At 54.5% G+C, this 19,020-nt stretch carries 17 protein-coding genes; 12 read left to right on the top strand and 5 right to left on the bottom strand.

Annotated features, from left to right (window positions below):
• Positions 1–12: 12 nt before the first annotated feature.
• The 3 genes from pspC to pspA are packed head-to-tail and all read right to left on the bottom strand — an operon-like array spanning position 13 to position 1,318.
• The gene (gene pspC, locus ACTJI7_RS13210; protein ID WP_028013377.1) at positions 13–372 is read right to left on the bottom strand and encodes an envelope stress response membrane protein PspC; all 360 of its coding nucleotides are present in this window, start codon (positions 370–372) and stop codon (positions 13–15) included.
• Entirely contained in the window at positions 372–596 is a 225-nt protein-coding gene (gene pspB / locus ACTJI7_RS13205; RefSeq protein ID WP_028013378.1) for an envelope stress response membrane protein PspB, read from the bottom strand. The genes pspC and pspB overlap by 1 nt, the downstream gene beginning before the upstream one ends.
• 53 nt (positions 597–649) lie before the next feature.
• Positions 650–1,318 (bottom strand): phage shock protein PspA, encoded by a 669-nt coding sequence (gene pspA / locus ACTJI7_RS13200; RefSeq protein ID WP_028013379.1) that lies wholly within the window; start codon positions 1,316–1,318, stop codon positions 650–652.
• A 151-nt stretch (positions 1,319–1,469) separates the two neighbouring features.
• On the opposite strand from pspA, the gene pspF reads away from it, so the two are divergent.
• The 7 genes from pspF (at position 1,470) to ACTJI7_RS13165 (ending at position 8,906) form a co-directional block, all read left to right on the top strand.
• Positions 1,470–2,462 (top strand): phage shock protein operon transcriptional activator, encoded by a 993-nt coding sequence (pspF, locus tag ACTJI7_RS13195; RefSeq protein ID WP_440669418.1) that lies wholly within the window; start codon positions 1,470–1,472, stop codon positions 2,460–2,462.
• Between the two features lie 88 nt (positions 2,463–2,550).
• Positions 2,551–4,191 (top strand): ABC transporter substrate-binding protein SapA, encoded by a 1,641-nt coding sequence (gene sapA / locus ACTJI7_RS13190; RefSeq protein ID WP_028013381.1) that lies wholly within the window; start codon positions 2,551–2,553, stop codon positions 4,189–4,191.
• Positions 4,188–5,153 (top strand): putrescine export ABC transporter permease SapB, encoded by a 966-nt coding sequence (gene sapB / locus ACTJI7_RS13185; protein WP_028013382.1) that lies wholly within the window; start codon positions 4,188–4,190, stop codon positions 5,151–5,153. Before sapA ends, sapB begins: the two co-directional genes overlap by 4 nt.
• A complete protein-coding gene (gene sapC / locus ACTJI7_RS13180; protein WP_440669415.1) occupies positions 5,140–6,030 on the top strand; it encodes a putrescine export ABC transporter permease SapC in 891 nt (296 codons plus the stop codon). Before sapB ends, sapC begins: the two co-directional genes overlap by 14 nt.
• On the top strand, positions 6,030–7,022 hold the full coding sequence (sapD, locus tag ACTJI7_RS13175; RefSeq protein WP_028013384.1) for a putrescine export ABC transporter ATP-binding protein SapD: 993 nt from the start codon (positions 6,030–6,032) through the stop codon (positions 7,020–7,022). The genes sapC and sapD overlap by 1 nt, the downstream gene beginning before the upstream one ends.
• A 1-nt stretch (position 7,023) precedes the next feature.
• Positions 7,024–7,830, top strand: a complete 807-nt coding sequence (gene sapF / locus ACTJI7_RS13170; protein WP_028013385.1) for a putrescine export ABC transporter ATP-binding protein SapF — start codon at positions 7,024–7,026, stop codon at positions 7,828–7,830.
• A 161-nt stretch (positions 7,831–7,991) separates the two neighbouring features.
• The gene (locus tag ACTJI7_RS13165) at positions 7,992–8,906 is read left to right on the top strand and encodes an ATP-grasp fold amidoligase family protein (protein WP_126325903.1); all 915 of its coding nucleotides are present in this window, start codon (positions 7,992–7,994) and stop codon (positions 8,904–8,906) included.
• Between the two features lie 14 nt (positions 8,907–8,920).
• Here the strand turns inward: ACTJI7_RS13165 and ACTJI7_RS13160 are convergent, their stop codons facing one another.
• Both ACTJI7_RS13160 and ACTJI7_RS13155 read right to left on the bottom strand, forming a co-directional pair.
• Complete coding sequence (locus ACTJI7_RS13160; protein ID WP_048956161.1) at positions 8,921–9,985, bottom strand: ATP-binding protein; 1,065 nt, start codon at positions 9,983–9,985, stop codon at positions 8,921–8,923.
• Entirely contained in the window at positions 9,982–10,686 is a 705-nt protein-coding gene (locus ACTJI7_RS13155; RefSeq protein ID WP_028013388.1) for a response regulator, read from the bottom strand. The genes ACTJI7_RS13160 and ACTJI7_RS13155 overlap by 4 nt, the downstream gene beginning before the upstream one ends.
• Positions 10,687–10,957: 271 nt before the next feature.
• Between ACTJI7_RS13155 and crrC the strand changes: the two genes are divergently transcribed.
• From crrC to ACTJI7_RS13130, 5 genes are all read left to right on the top strand, one after another.
• Positions 10,958–11,344 (top strand): colistin resistant protein CrrC, encoded by a 387-nt coding sequence (gene crrC / locus ACTJI7_RS13150; protein ID WP_041909660.1) that lies wholly within the window; start codon positions 10,958–10,960, stop codon positions 11,342–11,344.
• A 136-nt stretch (positions 11,345–11,480) separates the two neighbouring features.
• The gene (locus ACTJI7_RS13145) at positions 11,481–14,576 is read left to right on the top strand and encodes a multidrug efflux RND transporter permease subunit (RefSeq protein ID WP_440669412.1); all 3,096 of its coding nucleotides are present in this window, start codon (positions 11,481–11,483) and stop codon (positions 14,574–14,576) included.
• A gap of 270 nt (positions 14,577–14,846) precedes the next feature.
• Complete coding sequence (fabI, locus tag ACTJI7_RS13140) at positions 14,847–15,635, top strand: enoyl-ACP reductase FabI (protein WP_003856831.1); 789 nt, start codon at positions 14,847–14,849, stop codon at positions 15,633–15,635.
• 154 nt (positions 15,636–15,789) lie between these two features.
• Entirely contained in the window at positions 15,790–16,776 is a 987-nt protein-coding gene (locus tag ACTJI7_RS13135) for a CMD domain-containing protein (RefSeq protein WP_440669410.1), read from the top strand.
• An 88-nt stretch (positions 16,777–16,864) separates the two neighbouring features.
• Positions 16,865–18,799, top strand: a complete 1,935-nt coding sequence (locus ACTJI7_RS13130) for an exoribonuclease II (protein ID WP_045260657.1) — start codon at positions 16,865–16,867, stop codon at positions 18,797–18,799.
• Positions 18,800–19,020: the final 221 nt, after the last annotated feature.

Here is a 19,020-nt window from a genome sequence, read left to right as displayed (position 1 = left end):
GTATATTCTCTCTTAAAGCTGACGAAAACGACTTCTCAGCGTAAAGGTATCGGATGTGACATAGCGTTCCATTTCACGTAACCGCTTCTCCCCTTCAGCCAGCCGATCGTCAACCGCATTGAGAAGATCGTTACTGGTAGGCGCGCCTTCCGCAGCCAGTTCGCCTTCCGGCATCGGGTCAAGTACAAACGACAGCACGATGTAGGCCACGAAAGTGATAAACGCCAGGCCGAAAAATATCGACAGCACCGTGACCACACGAACCAGCTTTACCGGAACGTCGAGATAATGGGCCAGACCGGCGCAAACGCCGCGCACCATGCCCTGCTGTGGAATTCGCCACAATTTTTTGTTCAGATTCAGTCCTGACATTAACGGTCCCTCCAGTTAGGATGTTCTGCATCCAGGATTGCTTCCAGCGCCTGAATGCGATCGCGCATCTTGTTAGCCTGGTCGGTAAGCTGCGCAAGACGTTGTTGTTCACTCTGGGATAAATCGTTCCCTGAAGAACGGTTGCTGTAGTGCAGCCATAGCCAAATCGGCAAAACAAACAGCACGAAAATCGTCAGGGGAATGGCCAGGAAAAGCGCGCTCATGTGTACTCCTTGTCGTCGGATGCTTAGCGGCACGCTCAGGTGCCGCAACATTATTATTGGTTATCTTGCTTCATTTTGGCTTTCAATGCCGCCAGCTGCTCGCTGATTTCATCGTCCGCTTTCAGATCGGCAAACTGTTGATCCAGCGACTTTTGCTTACCGATGCCGTGGCTCTCTGCTTCCGCTTCCATCTGGTCGATACGACGCTCGAATGACTCAAAACGCGCCATGGCCTCATCCAGCTTGCCGCTGTCCAGCTGACGACGCACGTCGCGGGAAGAGCTTGCCGCCTGATGACGCAGGGTCAGCGCCTGCTGACGCGCGCGGGTTTCGCTCAGTTTATTTTCGAGCTCACCAATCTCTTTTTTCATGCGGGTGAGCGTGTCTTCCACCAGCGTGACTTCATGCTCCAGCGTAGCGATCATGTCCGCCAGCTTCTGCTTTTCAATTAACGCTGCGCGAGCAAGATCTTCTTTATCTTTGCGCAGGGCGAGTTCCGCCTTTTCCTGCCATTCATTGAGCTGAGCGGTGGCCTGCTCAATACGGCGCGTTAACTGCTTTTTCTCAGCCAGCGCACGGGCGGAGGTAGAACGCACTTCAACCAGCGTGTCTTCCATCTCCTGAATCATCAGGCGCACCAGCTTCTGCGGATCTTCTGCTTTCTCCAGCAGTGAGTTGATGTTGGCGTTCACGATGTCGGCAAAACGAGAAAAAATACCCATAATCAAATCCTCATAGTTCTGTTATCGGGCTATGCCCTGCTGTACTGATAATACAATTCCCGTGCCAGTTTTTTATCTTATTGATTTTACACGATGTGATTGATTTTTATTCATCACAGAACTATGCTGACCTGGTGAATATCGCTAAGGAGTGGTTAATTTCATCATGGCTCAATACAAAGATAACTTACTCGGCGAAGCCAACAGCTTTCTTGAGGTACTGGAACAGGTTTCTCGCCTTGCGCCGCTCAACAAACCGGTGCTGATTATCGGCGAGCGCGGCACGGGTAAGGAACTGATTGCCAACCGTCTGCACTATTTATCCGGACGCTGGGACGGCCCCTTCATTTCTCTAAACTGTGCGGCGCTGAATGAAAACCTGCTCGACACCGAGCTGTTCGGCCACGAGGCGGGCGCGTTTACCGGCGCTCAAAAGCGCCATCCGGGACGTTTTGAGCGCGCCGACGGCGGCACCCTGTTCCTTGATGAACTCGCCACCGCGCCGATGCTGGTGCAGGAAAAGCTGCTGCGCGTGATTGAGTATGGTGAACTGGAGCGCGTCGGCGGCAACCAGCCGCTGCAGGTTAACGTGCGCCTGGTCTGCGCCACCAACGCCAATCTGCCGGATATGGTCGCGGAGGAGAAATTCCGTGCCGATCTGCTTGACCGCCTGGCCTTTGACGTCGTTCAGCTTCCGCCCCTGCGCGACAGGAGAAGCGACATCATGCTGCTTGCTCAACAATTTGCGATTCAGATGTGCCGCGAGCTCGGTCTCCCTCTTTTCCCCGGCTTCAGCGATCATGCGCGGGAGACGCTTCTGGCCTACCGTTGGCCGGGAAATATCCGCGAACTGAAGAACGTTGTGGAGCGTTCTGTTTACCGCCACGGCAGCAGCGAGACAGAGCTGGACAATATCATTATCGATCCTTTTCAGCGCAATGCGCCGCCGGTTTCCTCCCCGTCATCGTCAGGCGATACTCCCGCGCTGCCCCTTGATTTGCGCCAGTTCCAGCACGAGCAGGAGCAACAGCTGCTGGAGCAAAGCCTGAAGGCGGCGAAATATAACCAGAAACGTGCGGCCGAACTCCTGGGCCTGACCTACCATCAGTTACGGGCATTGCTTAAAAAGCATCAAATGCGCTGACAATATCGGCACTTACCCGCAGACATTTTTACGAAGCAGGCGTAAGTGCGATACACTTTGCAGATCGAACCTAAAAACCTTAAAAATTATGCGTCTGGTTTTATCGTCCTTTTTTGCACTCGGTCTGTTCAGCGGCCTGGCGTTTGCTGCGCCCGGGCAGTCTACGCAGCCTGACATTCGTGACAGCGGCTTCGTCTATTGCGTAAGTGGCCAGGTGGACACCTTCAACCCGCAAAAAGCGGGCAGCGGCCTGATTGTGGATACGCTCGCCGCGCAGCTTTACGACCGTCTGCTTGATGTCGACCCGTACACCTATCGCCTGGTGCCTGAACTTGCGGAAAGCTGGGAAGTCCTGGATAACGGTGCAACCTACCGTTTTCGCCTGCGCGATGATGTCGCGTTTCAGCGTACGCCGTGGTTTACCCCTACGCGCAAGCTGAACGCGGATGACGTGGTCTTCACCTTCCAGCGTATCTTTAACCGTAACCACCCGTGGCATAACGTTAACGGGGATAATTTCCCCTATTTCGACAGCCTGCAGTTTGCCGACACCGTTAAAAGCGTGCGCAAGCTGGACAGCCGGACGGTTGAATTTACGCTGACGCGCCCGGATGCCTCCTTCCTCTGGCACCTGGCGACCCACTATGCGTCCGTTATGTCCGCCGAATACGCGGCGAAGCTGACGAAAAAAGATCGTCAGGAGCTGCTCGACCGCCAGCCGGTCGGTACCGGTCCATTCCAGTTGGCCGAATACCGCGCGGGGCAATATATTCGCCTGCAGCGCCACGAACATTTCTGGCGCGGTACGCCGCTGATGCCGCAGGTGGTGGTCGATCTCGGGTCTGGCGGAACGGGACGGCTCTCGAAACTGCTCACCGGGGAATGCGACGTGCTCGCCTGGCCCGCTGCCAGCCAGCTCACCATTTTGCGCGACGATCCGCGTCTGCGTCTGACGTTACGCCCGGGGATGAACATCGCTTATCTGGCCTTTAACACCGATAAGCCGCCGCTGAACAACCCTGCCGTACGTCACGCTCTGGCGCTGGCGATCAACAACCAGCGTCTGATGCAGTCGATTTACTACGGCACGGCGGAAACCGCCGCCTCAATTTTACCGCGCGCCTCGTGGGCCTACGACGGTGAGGCTAAAATTACGGAATACAATCCGGCAAAAGCGCGTGAACAACTGAAAGCGCTGGGCGCGGAAAACCTGACGCTCCAGCTTTGGGTGCCCACCAGCTCCCAGGCGTGGAACCCGAGCCCGCTGAAAACCGCTGAACTGCTGCAGGCGGATATGGCGCAGGTGGGCGTCAAGGTGATCATCGTACCGGTTGAGGGCCGTTTCCAGGAGGCGCGCCTGATGGATATGAATCACGACCTCACCCTGACAGGCTGGGCTACCGACAGTAACGATCCGGACAGCTTCTTCCGGCCGCTGCTGAGCTGTGCTGCGATAAATTCGCAGACCAACTACGCCCACTGGTGTAACCGGGAGTTCGACGCCGTGCTGCAAAAAGCGCTCTCTTCCCAACAGCTGGCCTCGCGCATTGACGCTTACGATGAAGCGCAAAAGATACTCGCTCAGGAACTGCCGGTGCTTCCGCTGGCATCTTCCCTGCGCCTTCAGGCCTACCGCTATGATATTAAAGGCCTGGTGCTGAGCCCGTTCGGCAACGCCTCGTTCGCCGGCGTATCGCGTGAAAAAGAACAAGAGGTGAAAAAACCATGATTATTTTTACCTTGCGTCGGCTCCTTTTACTGCTGGTGACGCTCTTTTTTCTGAACTTTGTCGGCTTCAGCCTGAGCTATTTCACGCCGCACGCCCCGCTACAGGGCTCATCGCTGTGGGATGCCTGGCTGTTCTGGTTTAACGGGCTGCTGCACTGGGATTTCGGCGTGTCGAGCATCAACGGGCAGCTTATCTCCGATCAGCTAAAAGAGGTTTTCCCGGCCACGATGGAGCTGTGCATTCTGGCCTTCGGCTTTGCCCTGATGGTAGGTATTCCCGTGGGCATGCTGGCCGGGATCTACCGCAACAAATGGCAGGATAAGTTTATCAGCGCCCTTGCCCTGCTCGGCTTCTCTATCCCGGTATTCTGGCTGGCGCTGCTGCTGACGCTGTTCTTCTCGCTGACGATGGGTTGGCTACCGGTCTCTGGCCGTTTTGACCTGCTCTATACGGTTAAAACGGTAACGGGTTTTGCCATCATTGACGCCTGGCTGTCCGATTCCGTCTGGCGCCATGAGATGATCGTCAGCGCCCTGCGTCATATGGTACTGCCGGTGCTGACGCTGGCGGTTGCGCCGACAACCGAGGTGATCCGTCTGATGCGCCTGAGCACCATCGAGGTGTTTGAGCAGAACTATGTCAAAGCTGCCGCCACGCGCGGATTGTCGCGCCTGACCATACTGCGCCGCAACGTCCTGCACAACGCTCTGCCGCCGGTAATTCCGCGCCTGGGGCTGCAGTTTTCCACCATGCTTACGCTGGCCATGATCACCGAGATGGTCTTTAGCTGGCCCGGGCTGGGACGCTGGCTGATTAACGCCATCCGTCAGCAGGATTATGCTGCTATCTCAGCGGGTGTGATGGTGATTGGTTCGCTGGTCATTATTGTTAACGTGTTGTCCGATATTTTGGGTGCGATGGCTAACCCATTGAAGCATAAGGAATGGTATGCCTTACGATAACGTTTACAGTGAAAAGCGCACGCCTGGTGCGCTGCGTACCGTGTGGCGAAAGTTCTATGGTGACACCACGGCAATGATCGGCCTTTATGGCTGCGCCGGTCTGGTATTGCTTTGCCTCTTTGGTTCGTGGTTTGCGCCTTATGGCATTGATCAGCAGTTCCTTGGCTATCAGCTGCTGCCGCCTTCCTGGTCACGCTACGGCGAAGTCTCATTCTTCCTCGGCACTGACGATCTCGGACGCGACGTATTGAGCCGTCTGTTAAGCGGGGCAGCCCCGACGGTGGGCGGCGCGTTTGTCGTGACGCTCGCGGCGACGCTCTTTGGACTGGCGCTCGGTATTTTCGCGGGCTCCACGCATGGCCTGCGCTCGGCGGTGCTGAACCACATTCTGGACACGCTGCTGTCGATTCCGTCTCTGCTGCTGGCAATCATTGTGGTTGCCTTTGCCGGTCCGCATCTGTCGCATGCCATGTTCGCCGTCTGGCTGGCTATCCTCCCCCGCATCGTGCGCTCGGTTTACAGCATGGTGCATGACGAGCTGGAAAAAGAGTATGTCGTTGCGGCCCGTCTGGACGGCGCGACGACCTTCAATATTCTGTGGTTTGCCGTTCTGCCAAACATCGCCGCCGGGCTGGTCACCGAGATCACCCGTGCGCTGTCGATGGCGATTCTGGACATCGCTGCGCTCGGGTTCCTCGACCTCGGTGCGCAGCTGCCGTCCCCTGAATGGGGTGCGATGCTCGGTGACGCGCTGGAGCTAATCTACGTGGCGCCGTGGACGGTTATGCTGCCGGGGGCGGCGATTATGGTAAGCGTGTTGCTGATCAACCTGCTGGGCGATGGTATTCGCCGTGCAATTAACGCGGGGGTGCAATAATGCCGCTTCTTGATATTCGCAACCTCACCATTGAATTCAAAACCGGTGAAGGCTGGGTTAAAGCCGTCGATCGCATCAGCATTACTCTCGCCGAGGGCGAGATTCGCGGGCTGGTGGGTGAATCTGGTTCGGGAAAAAGCCTGATCGCCAAAGCGATCTGCGGCGTGGCGAAAGACAACTGGCGCGTGACCGCCGACCGCATGCGGTTCGACGATATAGACCTGCTGCGCCTCTCTCCGCGCGAGCGTCGCAAGCTGGTCGGCCATAACGTCTCGATGATTTTCCAGGAGCCACAGTCCTGCCTCGATCCGTCCGAGCGCGTAGGCAAACAGCTGATGCAGAACATTCCCGGCTGGACCTATAAAGGCCGCTGGTGGCAGCGTTTCGGCTGGCGCAAGCGCCGCGCCATTGAGCTATTACACCGCGTCGGGATCAAAGACCATAAAGACGCGATGCGCAGCTTCCCGTATGAGCTGACCGACGGTGAATGCCAGAAGGTGATGATTGCCATCGCCCTGGCTAATCAGCCGCGTTTGCTGATTGCGGATGAACCCACCAACGCGATGGAGCCGACCACCCAGGCACAAATTTTCCGCCTGCTGTCGCGCCTGAACCAGAACAATAACACCACCATTTTGCTGATCAGCCATGACCTGCAAATGCTCAGCAAATGGGCGGATAAAATTGACGTAATGTACTGCGGGCAAACGGTAGAAACTGCCCCGAGTGAGGAGCTGATCGCCGCGCCGCACCATCCATATACGCAGGCGCTTATCCGCGCCATTCCTGATTTTGGCAGCGCCATGCCGCACAAGAGCCGTCTGAATACCCTGCCCGGAGCGATTCCGCTGCTGGAATCGTTGCCGATAGGCTGTCGTCTGGGGCCGCGTTGTCCGTATGCTCAGCGTAAATGTATCGAGACGCCGCGCCTGACCGGCGCCAAAAATCATCTTTACGCCTGTCATTTCCCGCTGAACATGGAGAGAGAGTGAAATGGTCGAAACCTTGCTGGAAGTCCGCAATCTGAGTAAGACCTTTCGCTATCGCACGGGGCTGTTTCATCGTCAGACTGTCGAAGCGGTTAAGCCGCTGAGTTTTACCCTGCGTGAAAAACAGACGCTGGCGATCATCGGCGAAAACGGCTCCGGTAAATCCACGCTGGCGAAAATGCTTGCCGGCATGGTCGAGCCCACTGCTGGAGAAGTGTTGATTGACGATCATCCTCTGCAGTTTGGCGATTACTCTTTCCGCAGCCAGCGCATCCGCATGATCTTCCAGGATCCGTCTACCTCGCTTAATCCACGCCAGCGCATTTCGCAGATCCTTGATTTCCCTCTGCGTCTGAATACCGAACTGGAGCCAGAGGCGCGCCGCAAGCGTATCTTCGAAACGCTGCGTATGGTTGGGTTGTTACCGGATCACGAAAGCTACTACCCGCATATGCTGGCCCCCGGTCAGAAACAGCGTCTGGGTCTGGCCCGCGCGTTGATTCTGCGCCCGAAAGTGATCGTTGCAGACGAAGCGCTTGCCTCGCTGGATATGTCGATGCGTTCGCAGCTGATTAACCTGATGCTCGAATTACAGGAAAAGCAGGGGATCTCCTACATCTACGTCACCCAGCATCTGGGGATGATGAAGCACATCAGCGATCAGGTGATGGTCATGCACCAGGGGGAAGTCGTCGAGCGCGGCAGCACGGCGGATGTGATGGCCTCCCCGCTTCATGAGCTGACGAAAAGGCTGATTGCCGGGCATTTCGGTGAAGCATTGACCGCCGATGCGTGGAGAAAAGACCGTTAAGCGCGGCGGTAAACACGGATTGCTCCGCTCAAATAAGGATTAAATAGCCTGCGTGCGCTATTTAATCCTTTTATTTTTTGTCTCCATCCCTGCTCCATATTTTAAGCAATATCCATCAATAGTTCTTCTCCAGAATACCGGGACATTACGGAGGAGAAGAAATGAACACCACCACATATGTTCTAAAATATACGGAGTATCTCATCAGAAAATGCCGTTCATATTTCATGACGGACCTCAATTTTCATAATGCAAAACTCAAAAAGACATCAGGCATAACCCCTGACATTAAATCACCCACTACGTTGAGTGAAAAAATATGTCATCGCCTGGTCTATGACCATAATAATCTCTACACAATGCTTGCCGATAAACTCGCCGTCCGCGAATACGTTGCGTCCAGAACAACGCGAGTAAAAGCGGTGCCATTGATTGGTGTATACCGCAGGTTTTCGCATATCGATTTTTCAACACTGCCCGATCAATTCGTCCTTAAGTGCAATCATGACAGTGGAAGCACAATAATCTGTACAAACAAAGACCAGTTCAATTACCGGCAGGCCCGTAAAAAGCTCACTCTCGCATTAAAGAAGAATTTGTATTACACCACGCGTGAGTGGCAGTACAAAAATATTACACCCGTTATACTGTGTGAGCCCTATGTCGATCTTTTCAATAATGCGGACAGGAACAGCACGCCGGAAATGCTGAGAATTCACTGTTTTCACGGCGTCGCACACTATGTTGAGGCAGATTTTACAGATGACCGCGGCAGAGAATTTATCAACGTTTACGACCGACACTGGAATTTACAGCCCTTCCAGATGGAATATCCTAATACGCCGGTTGCGCCCGGCGAGCCGAAATTGTTCCGTGAGGCTCTGCTGGCCGCTCAGGAGCTGGCGAATGGCCTTGACTACTGCCGCGTTGACCTCATGTTGAAAAGCGATGAAATTTACTTCAGTGAAATAACCTTAAGCCCAAAACGGGGCAAATTGCGAATTACCCCTCTGGAATGGGATACAAAGTTAGGCGATATATGGCAGTTGCCGCTATCGGCGGGCAGGCCGGGCTGACCTGCCGCCAGGGCTCAGGCATCGGGCCAGGTCAGTTTGAACAGGGAGTGGTTTTGCTTCGATAAGGTATACGTTACATCGCCACCATGAGCCAGCATGATGGCTTTTACCACCGATAAGCCTAAACCACATCCTTCGGGATTAACATCTCTGGCTCCTTTATCCCGCTGGAAAGGTTGAAATAAGAAATCATGAAATTCCCTGGGAATGCCCGGCCCGCCATCCTCAATAAGGATATAATTGCCTTTATCAGAGACGCCATTTTTTACGATGAGTTTCCGCGAAGTTGAATAATGTAATGCGTTGTCAAACAGAACGGCCAGACACTGATTGATGCGCAACGGATCGAACACGCATCGCTGTTCCCTCAACTCTGTTTTAATCACAAACTGATTGTGCTTGAACTCGGGCATGAAAGTATCAAGCGCATCCTGGATTGTGCCTTTGAGGTCCGTTCTGGATTTATACAGCGTATAACCCGCCCCGCCGTCAGAGCTGATCACCCGAAGATCTTCAATCAAACGGGTTAACCCCTCAGTCTGCTTGAGAAGATTATTAAAAAGCAGCGGATCCGGCTCAAAAACGCCGTCAACCAGCCCCTGAAGCCGCCCGCGTAAAATCGTGACCGGGGTTCTCAGCTCATGGGCAATGGCGGCGTTCCAGGATTTCCTCTGAATATCCAGCGTCTGGAGTTTTTCCGCCATTTCATTGAAATCCGTGACCAGATGATTGACCTCTCCCAGACGGGAGCTGGCGCAATAAGCACGGGCATCCAGCTGGCCCTGAGAAATTTTTCTCAGGCTGGACGCTACCGCGTTTAACGGGGTGAGTATTCGTGAAGAAAGTTTTATCGTTAAAAATATCGCGATTATCAGACTGATTGTTGTCGCGGTCCCGATCCACACCCAGTCCCACATCGTCATTTGCTCGTCATCGCCCTCAACGGCACCGCCGGGGAGGTGATCGAGAATAAAAGAGTAAAAAAACCATGAGCCCAGTACCGCAATTGCAATGATCATAAACGTCAGCAGCAGCATATACGTTAAGATCTGCCGACTCAGGACAGAATCTCTGTTCATTTTTTCTCCCCGAGTCGATAGCCCATCCCCCTGATGCTCTCAGGAACGCCATAAAGGCCTGCAAGCTCCAGCTTTTTACGCAGCTTGCTCATATGGCTGTCTACCGTTCTGTCGAGCGTATCGCCTTCCGGCAGACACGCGTTAAGTAACTCTTCCCGGGAACAGACCTTTCGCGGGTATCTCACCAGGTAAGTAAGAAGTTTAAATTCCGTCGTCGTTAATACTGGGGAGACTACCTCTTCGCCCACGGTGACCTCAACGTAGAAATCGTCCGGGTAGACCGTAATAAAAGGCGTCCTGAGAGGCACGGCACCCGCCTGCTGAAGAGCGGGTCTGGTTCTGCGCAGCACGGCTTCAACCCGCGCGACCACTTCGGAAGGGTTGAAAGGTTTGATGACGTAATCATCCGCGCCAAGCCTCAGCCCCATCAGCTTATCCACGTCCTGATCGAGTGCGGACACCATAATGACGGGCACAGAACTTTCCTGACGGAGCGTCGTGAGTACACTCCAGCCATCGCATACGGGCAGATGGATATCCAGCAATATAAGATCCGGTTTATGGAGCCGATTAAGCGCTATCGCCTGCTCGCCCTGCCGGGCTCTCAGCGTTTTCATCCCAGAACGCTCTAAGTAACTCATCAGTATATCGGCAATTTCGTTTTCATCTTCAACAACAAGGATTAGAGTATTTTTGTTCATTTTATCTCCGCGGGTGAAATCCCTTTGAGCACGCTATCAGATATCTTTAGCACAATAAGACACAGGCTCCGGGAAAAAGTGCCATGACCGCGAAAATTTCCTGGGTTAATTTAAGTGCCAGGCAATTTCTCCATACAGCCTACACATTCAGTCAATAAAGACTCGACAATGTCAGTCCACAATAGTTATTCGGAGTTAAACCATCTTTCGTTTAACGTGGTAAATACCCCTGTCGCTTAAAGGCTTTCTGAATTTGGCTGAGATAATGAACATGGAACTTTCGAAATACTTCTCTCCTAAAAAAATCGGCATATTTTCTCTCTTCCTGCTGCTATCGTGGGGATTACTTTATACCTGGCTGGTATTGATGCATAAAATGGATGAGAAAGTCGCCGCAACACTACTCTCTTCCCCCATGATCTATGGCTGCATCGCCTTGTCGGTTGTCTCTCTGATAATACAAAACAAAGCAGGCGCGTTCACTGAATTACTTCTCATCGCCTTCTGGCTAATGGTGATTTTTGTTTATCTCATTATTACGTTCACTGTGCTGCTGAACGCTACACCAGATTTTAACGATTTGGTGTTTTACTATGAGTGTTATTTAATTCTCTTTTTTGGCGGTTCACCGTTGTACCTCATCGTGAGAATGATTTAAACAACCGTGTTGTTTCGCTCCACACTCTCTCCATAAACCGCCCATGTCCGCTAAACAGGCGAGTTGTAGACTCTCCATCACACCATCTTGAACAAAATAACTCACTGAAATAGTCACGTATCTGGAAGTTAAATTAATGCCTCATTTCTTTATTGAACGTCCCATTTTCGCCTGGGTCGTGGCGCTTTTTATCGTCCTGGCGGGTGTATTGTCTATCCCCCGGCTGCCGGTTGCGCAGTATCCGGCGGTGGCACCGCCTGGGATTATTATTTCTGTCACCTACCCGGGCGCCAGCCCCGATATTATGAATACGTCGGTGGTGTCGTTACTTGAGCGCGAAATATCTGGCGTCGATAATTTGCTTTACTTCGAATCATCCAGTGACACAACCGGTTCTGCGTCTATTACCGTGACGTTTAAGCCCGGCACGGACATCAAGCTGGCGCAGATGGACCTTCAGAACCAGATTAAAATTGTGGAGCCGCGTTTGCCACAGGCGGTCAGGCAAAATGGCATCAACGTCGAGGCGGCCAATTCCGGTTTTTTAATGATGGTGGGGCTGAAGTCCGCAACCGGTAGATTTGAGGAAGCCGATTTAAGCGATTACTTTGCCCGGCATGTCAGCGACGAGCTTCGCCGCGTACCTGGAGTAGGGAAAATTCAGCTGTTTGGTGGCGAAAAAGCGCTGCGCATCTGGCTGGACCCGATGAAGCTTCATAGCTACGGGCTTTCGGTGAGCGATGTGCTTACCGCCGTTGGCCAGCAAAATGCCCTGGTTTCGCCCGGCAAAACGGGAGATGAACCGGCATCTGAAGGGCAAGGCGTAACGTATCCGATCACCGTGAAGGGGCAACTCACTTCCGTAGAGGCTTTCAGTAATATAACTCTGAAATCAGAGGCGTCCGGCGCAAGGCTGAAGCTGTCCGACGTCGCGCGCATTGAGTCCGGCCTGCAAAGCTACGCTTTCGGTATCCGCGAAAATGGGGTTCCCGCAACGGCTGCGGCAGTCCAGCTATCGCCTGGCGCCAATGCGATGAGCACGGCTGCAGGCGTACGCGCACGCATCGACGAACTTTCTCAGGTGTTGCCGGAAGGAATGACGTTTACGGTTCCCTTCGATACCGCGCCTTTTGTGAAGCTCTCCATCATGAAGGTGGTGCAGACATTTGTGGAAGCGATGATTCTGGTCTTCCTCGTAATGCTGCTGTTTCTGCATAAGATACGCTGTACGCTTATCCCGGCGATTGTTGCCCCCGTCGCACTGCTTGGCACCTTCACGGTGATGCTATTGAGTGGATACTCCATCAATATTCTGACCATGTTCGGCATGGTTCTGGCGATAGGGATTATCGTAGATGACGCTATTGTGGTCGTGGAGAACGTCGAGCGCCTGATGGAAGAAAAACAAATCTCTCCGCGCGACGCAACCCGGGAGGCCATGAATGAAATCACGCCGGCAATTATCGGGATCACGCTGGTGCTTACCGCCGTCTTTATTCCCATGGGTTTCGCCGAAGGATCCGTCGGGATTATTTATCGACAATTTTGTATTTCCATGGCGGTCTCCATACTGTTGTCGGCATTTCTTGCCCTCACGCTTACCCCCGCGCTATGCGCGACGCTGCTTAAGCCTCACAGCGCAGCAAAGCACGTAGGTGGCAGGTTCGCAGCAGGGTTTAACGCCCGCTTTCGTACCCTCACGACGTGGTACGAATCCTGGCTGGGTGCGGTGCTGAGACGTACCGGGCGTATGCTGCTGTTGTACGTTGCGCTATGTGCTGCCCTATGTTTGGGGCTTTCTTCGCTGCCCTCGTCCTTTCTTCCGGATGAAGATCAGGGCTATTTTATGTCCTCAATTCAGCTGCCTTCCGATGCCACAATGCAGCGCACCCTGAGAGTGGTTAAAAAATTTGAAGAGGAAATTGCGGCCCGGCCGGATATTGAAAGCAACATTATGATTCTGGGATTTGGGTTTTCAGGCTCGGGACCGAATTCGGCCATGGCCTTCACCACGCTGAAGGACTGGAAAGATCGGCAGGGTACGACCGCACAGAATGAAGCCGACCATATACAGGCCAGCATGGCTAACGTCTCTGATGCCGTCACGATGAGCCTTCTCCCGCCGGCCATTTCGGATTTGGGCACCTCCTCGGGCTTCACCTGGTACGTGCAGGACAGGGCGGGACTGGGCTACGAGGCGTTAAAGAGAGCGGCCGATGCGCTGGTTATGAAAGCTAATCAACGTCCTGAACTGAGTGACGTGTATATAGACGGTCTGCCGGAAGGAACAAGCCTGGCCCTTCAGATTGACCGGGAAAAAGCGGAAGCGCTGGGCGTTTCATTTGATGAAATCAACCAGACGCTCTCGGTCACCATGGGGTCGAACTACGTTAATGACTACACGAACAAGGGCCGTGTTCAGCAGGTCATTATTCAGGCCGACGCCCCTTACCGCATGCAGCCTGAGCAGATCCTGAAATTATCGGTAAAAAACCGTATGGGGCAGATGGTGCCAGTATCTACGTTTGCGACGCTTTCCTGGAACGTTGCGCCGCAGCAGTTGACGCGTTATCAGGGATATTCTGCTATCCGCATTACCGGCAGTGCGGCCCCGGGCAAATCCAGCGGCACTGCAATGAAGGCCATGGAGACGTTGTCACGGGATTTACCGCAGGGGATGGCCGGCGAGTGGGCCGGGAGCTCATTGCAGGAGAGAAAATCCGAATCTCAGCTCCCGAGTCTGATCGTTCTGTCGATACTGGTCGTGTTCATGGTGCTCGCCGCCCTGTATGAGAGCTGGTCAATTCCCTTTGCGGTCATGCTGGTCGTTCCCCTGGGGCTTATCGGTGCGGTGGTTGCCGTCTCCGTTGCGGGCATGACGAATGATGTTTTCTTTAAGGTCGGTCTTATCACCCTGATAGGCCTTTCCGCCAAGAACGCCATTCTGATTGTCGAGTTTGCAAGGCAGCTCCACCGGGAAGGACAACCCCTGCTGGCGGCAACAATACAGGCCGCAAGCCAGCGTCTGCGCCCTATTCTGATGACATCGTTAGCCTTTACGTTAGGCGTGGTGCCACTGATGCTGGCGCGTGGCGCGAGTGACAGCACGCAGCACGCTATCGGCACCGGGGTGTTTGGCGGCATGATCAGCGGCACGCTTCTCGCGATCTTTTTCGTCCCGGTATTCTTTATTGTCGTTGCGCGTTTCGTTGAGAACGCCAGGAAAGTGTGAATACCGCTGATGGATCGCGGAACCTTGCTGGTTGGATGAGGCGAAGCTGCTGCCGGGTGATATACTGGACGAATGCTGAAATTTTGAGCCCCCGCCAGCCCGCGCCTCACCTTTTGGGGCATTCCTCTTCGGAGATCGGCGAGAAATATCGTGACACAAGGGGCCGTGAGTGGGCTATAATTTCGAGCTAATTTCGAATGATTTTGAAATACTGCCTGTAACGCTATGAATTACAAGGCAAAATAAGCAATGAATATAAGGATTAAAGCTATGGGTTTTCTTTCCGGTAAGCGCATTCTGGTGACTGGCGTTGCCAGCAAACTGTCCATCGCATACGGCATCGCACAGGCAATGCATCGCGAAGGCGCTGAGCTGGCGTTCACCTACCAGAACGACAAGCTGAAAGGCCGTGTTGAAGAGTTTGCCGCGCAGCTGGGTTCCAGCATTGTTCTGGAATGTGACGTTGCACAAGACGAAAGCATCGACGGCATGTTTGCTGAACTGGCAAAAGCATGGCCGAAATTCGACGGTTTCGTTCACTCCATCGGCTTCGCTCCTGGCGACCAGCTGGACGGCGACTACGTGAACGCGGTAACCCGTGATGGCTTTAAAATCGCGCACGACATCAGCTCCTACAGCTTCGTTGCAATGGCGAAATCTTGCCGCGCAATGCTGAACCCGGGCGCAGCGCTGCTGACCCTGTCCTACCTGGGCGCAGAGCGTGCTATCCCTAACTACAACGTTATGGGCCTGGCGAAAGCCTCTCTGGAAGCCAACGTCCGCTACATGGCGAACGCAATGGGTCCAGAAGGCGTGCGCGTTAACGCCATCTCTGCTGGCCCTATCCGCACCCTGGCGGCGTCCGGCATCAAAGATTTCCGTAAAATGCTGGCACACTGCGAAGCGGTTACCCCGATTCGTCGTACCGTTACCATTGAAGATGTGGGTAACTCTGCTGCATTCCTGTGCTCTGACCTTTCCGCAGGTATCTCCGGCGAAGTGGTTCACGTTGACGGCGGCTTCAACATCGCTGCAATGAACGAGCTGGAAATTAAATAAGCTGTGGCTCTCTTCCCGCACGGGAAGAGAGCTTTCCCCCTCCGCACTCCCCTTCGTTATTCCGTTCTGCTATTTGTTATCACCTAACAATATTTTTCCCTTTATCTGCCTTACGCCAGGATATTGATCGCCATTTTGAGATCAAGGAACGCCCATGGAACAACGCCGTTTTTCCGGCAAAGGCCACTGGTATCACGAAACCCAGTCTAACCACGCGCAGCCGGATGTGCTGCCCCTGGTGCCCGAAGCCGCTAACGTCGACGATCGTTTTTTGCTCGATTTAGCCCTGCCAGATGAGATTGTCGCCGCCTGTACCGGCTGGCTTGCTCCTGCCAAATCCTTATGTCATCAGCTGTTCCCGCTCTCACTTCCCGTAAACCGCCTGCGAACGCTTAGCGCCTACGATCGGTTAAGTACCGCGCTGACGGTGGCGCAGGCCTGCGGCGTTCAGCGGCTGTGCAACCACTACGCCGCCCTCCTCGCCCCGCTGCCGGGCCCTGACTCCTCCCGCGAAAGTAACCGACGGCTGGCGCAAATCACGCAGTACGCCCGCCAGCTCGCCAGCTCACCTGACGTCATTGATGATAAGGCGCGAAACCAGCTTGATGAGGTAGGTCTGTCTATTTATGACGTTGTGGTGATTAACCAGATAATCGGCTTTATCGGTTTTCAGGCGCGCGTGGTCGCCGTCTTTCAGGCACTGCTAGGCCATCCCGTCCGCTGGCTGCCGGGCCATCATATTCAGCCGCACACCCTGCCAACGTCCTCCGACGCGTGGATCTCGCTTCTGCCCGTGGTAGAGCTTCGCTATGCCAGTGCGCATCAGCTTGAGTCCCTCTCCCGCTGGCAGGCAGAGCCCACGCTTGAGGCGCTGACGCCGGTCCTGTGCCATGAACCGACCTTGCTCGACCTGATGGGGGAGATCCTGATAAACAGCCGGGAAACGGTTTCGCTGCCTCCTCCGGCGCTTTCGGCAGCAGCCGAATTGCTGACACGCTCGCCGGACCGCTTCAGCGCCGCACAATTTACCCCGCTCACGGAAGAAGGACTTACTGCCGTTCAGGCGATCAACCTGCTCAGCCAATACGCGCTGGAGGGCTGGCTCAATCGACTAAAAGTCGCGTCCGGCAAAGCGGAATAACCACACTCTTTCCCCAAAGAGCGCTTGCTGTAGCAGTGAGAATCGCGTAAAACTGTCAGCCGCTCAATGGCTACGAAAATAGAACATTATGTTTCAGGACAACCCGCTGCTAGCGCAGCTTAAACAGCAACTGCATTCCCAGACGCCGCGTGCAGAAGGGGTCGTGAAAGCCACGGAAAAGGGCTTTGGCTTCCTTGAAGTTGACGCGCAGAAAAGCTACTTCATTCCGCCACCGCAGATGAAGAAAGTGATGCATGGCGATCGCGTCATGGCCGTCATTCATACCGAGAAGGAACGTGAATCCGCCGAGCCGGAAGAACTGATCGAGCCGTTCCTGACCCGCTTTGTGGGCAAAGTGCAGAGAAAGGACGATCGTCTTTCTGTCGTGCCGGATCACCCCCTGCTGAAAGATGCCATTCCCTGCCGCGCCGCCCGCGGCGTTGAGCATGATTTTAAAGAAGGTGACTGGGCCGTGGCAGAAATGCGCCGTCATCCTCTGAAAGGCGACCGCGGTTTCTATGCTGAACTGACCCAGTTCATCACCTTTGGCGACGACCATTTCGTCCCGTGGTGGGTCACGCTGGCGCGCCATAATCTTGAAAAAGAAGCGCCGAACGGCGTGGCAACTGAGATGCAGGATGAAGGCCTGGCGCGCCGCGATCTTACCGCGCTGGAGTTTGTCACCATCGACAGCGCCAGCACAGAAGATATGGACGATGCGCTCTACGCTGAAGAGAGCGCCGATGGCAAACTGCATTTGACCGTCGCCATTGCCGATCCAACCGCCTGGATTGTGGAAGGCAGCAAGCTGGACGAAACGGCGAAAATCCGCGCGTTCACCAACTACCTGCCGGGCTTTAACATCCCGATGCTGCCGCGCGAACTGTCTGACGACCTCTGCTCGCTGCGCCCAAATGAGGTGCGCCCGGTTCTCGCCTGCCGCATGACCATTGCCGCAGATGGCACGATTGAAGACGATATCGAATTCTTTGCCGCCACCATCGAATCCAAAGCCAAGCTGGCCTATGACAATGTCTCCGACTGGCTGGAAAACACCGGCAGCTGGAAACCTGAATCCGATGCTATCGCAGCACAGATTCGTCTGCTGCACCGCATCTGCCTGAACCGCGGCGAGTGGCGCAAGACTCACGCCCTGGTCTTCAAGGATCGCCCGGATTATCGTTTTGTTCTCGGTGAAAAAGGCGAAGTGCTGGATATCGTGGCCGAGCCGCGACGCATTGCTAACCGCATCGTCGAAGAAGCGATGATTTCCGCCAACATCTGTGCCGCGCGCGTGCTGCGCGACAGGCTGGGCTTCGGTATTTACAACGTTCATACCGGATTCGATCCGGCCAATACCGAAGCGCTCGCGGCCCTGCTGAAGAATCACGATGTGCATGTTGATCCGGAAGAAGTGCTGACACTGCCGGGCTTCTGCAAGCTTCGCCGCGAGCTGGACGCTCAGCCGTCCGGTTTCCTGGATAGCCGTATTCGCCGCTTCCAGTCCTTCGCGGAAATCAGCACCGAGCCAGGCCCGCACTTTGGCCTCGGTCTGGAAGCCTACGCCACCTGGACCTCCCCGATCCGTAAGTATGGCGATATGGTTAACCACCGCCTGCTGAAAGCGATTATCAAGGGCGAAACCATTGCCCGTCCACAGGACGACACGACCCTACAGATGGCCGAGCGTCGCCGTCTGAACCGCATGGCGGAACGTGACGTTGGAGACTGGCTATACGCGCGCTTCCTGCAGGATAAAGCCGGTACCGATACCCGCTTCGCGGCAGAAATTATTGATATCAGCCGCGGGGGAATGCGCGTACGTCTGGTGGATAACGGCGCGGTCGCCTTTATCCCTGCCCCGTTCCTGCACGCCGTTCGTGACGAACTGGTCTGCAGTCAGGAAAGCGGCACCGTGCAAATTAAAGGCGAGACGGTTTACAAAGTCACTGACGTGATTGATGTAACTATCGCTGAAGTTCGCATGGAAACCCGCAGTATTATTGCGCGCCCTGTCGCCTGATAACCTGCTCAATTGTCGGTCATTTCCGTTCAGAAAGGCCGACAATTTTCTCCCTGTCTTTCCCCCCGCAAAAGCATCATTTTTCTTACTTTTTCGGCCCCAGCCCGCCCAAAACAGCCATAATTATCTACAGTTAAAGAGTGCTGCCCTGTTCGGGCACGTGGATTTTATACGCTCAGCATTTTTATCTGCCTGATGCGTTTTATTATAAAAAAGCTCAG

Source organism: Enterobacter sp. 22499 (assembly GCF_052044815.1).
Taxonomy (GTDB): domain Bacteria; phylum Pseudomonadota; class Gammaproteobacteria; order Enterobacterales; family Enterobacteriaceae; genus Enterobacter; species Enterobacter bugandensis.
Note: the sequence above shows the minus strand (reverse complement) of the source record. Positions and strands in the feature narration are given on the sequence as shown.

Coding starts and splice junctions, on each gene's coding strand:
- pspC (WP_028013377.1), bottom strand. CDS start 372: ATGTCAGGACTGAATCTGAACAAAAAATTGTGGCGAATTCCACAGCAG.
- pspB (WP_028013378.1), bottom strand. CDS start 596: ATGAGCGCGCTTTTCCTGGCCATTCCCCTGACGATTTTCGTGCTGTTT.
- pspA (WP_028013379.1), bottom strand. CDS start 1,318: ATGGGTATTTTTTCTCGTTTTGCCGACATCGTGAACGCCAACATCAAC.
- sapA (WP_028013381.1), top strand. CDS start 2,551: ATGCGTCTGGTTTTATCGTCCTTTTTTGCACTCGGTCTGTTCAGCGGC.
- sapB (WP_028013382.1), top strand. CDS start 4,188: ATGATTATTTTTACCTTGCGTCGGCTCCTTTTACTGCTGGTGACGCTC.
- sapC (WP_440669415.1), top strand. CDS start 5,140: ATGCCTTACGATAACGTTTACAGTGAAAAGCGCACGCCTGGTGCGCTG.
- sapD (WP_028013384.1), top strand. CDS start 6,030: ATGCCGCTTCTTGATATTCGCAACCTCACCATTGAATTCAAAACCGGT.
- sapF (WP_028013385.1), top strand. CDS start 7,024: ATGGTCGAAACCTTGCTGGAAGTCCGCAATCTGAGTAAGACCTTTCGC.
- ACTJI7_RS13165 (WP_126325903.1), top strand. CDS start 7,992: ATGAACACCACCACATATGTTCTAAAATATACGGAGTATCTCATCAGA.
- ACTJI7_RS13160 (WP_048956161.1), bottom strand. CDS start 9,985: ATGAACAGAGATTCTGTCCTGAGTCGGCAGATCTTAACGTATATGCTG.
- ACTJI7_RS13155 (WP_028013388.1), bottom strand. CDS start 10,686: ATGAACAAAAATACTCTAATCCTTGTTGTTGAAGATGAAAACGAAATT.
- crrC (WP_041909660.1), top strand. CDS start 10,958: ATGGAACTTTCGAAATACTTCTCTCCTAAAAAAATCGGCATATTTTCT.
- ACTJI7_RS13145 (WP_440669412.1), top strand. CDS start 11,481: ATGCCTCATTTCTTTATTGAACGTCCCATTTTCGCCTGGGTCGTGGCG.
- fabI (WP_003856831.1), top strand. CDS start 14,847: ATGGGTTTTCTTTCCGGTAAGCGCATTCTGGTGACTGGCGTTGCCAGC.
- ACTJI7_RS13135 (WP_440669410.1), top strand. CDS start 15,790: ATGGAACAACGCCGTTTTTCCGGCAAAGGCCACTGGTATCACGAAACC.
- ACTJI7_RS13130 (WP_045260657.1), top strand. CDS start 16,865: ATGTTTCAGGACAACCCGCTGCTAGCGCAGCTTAAACAGCAACTGCAT.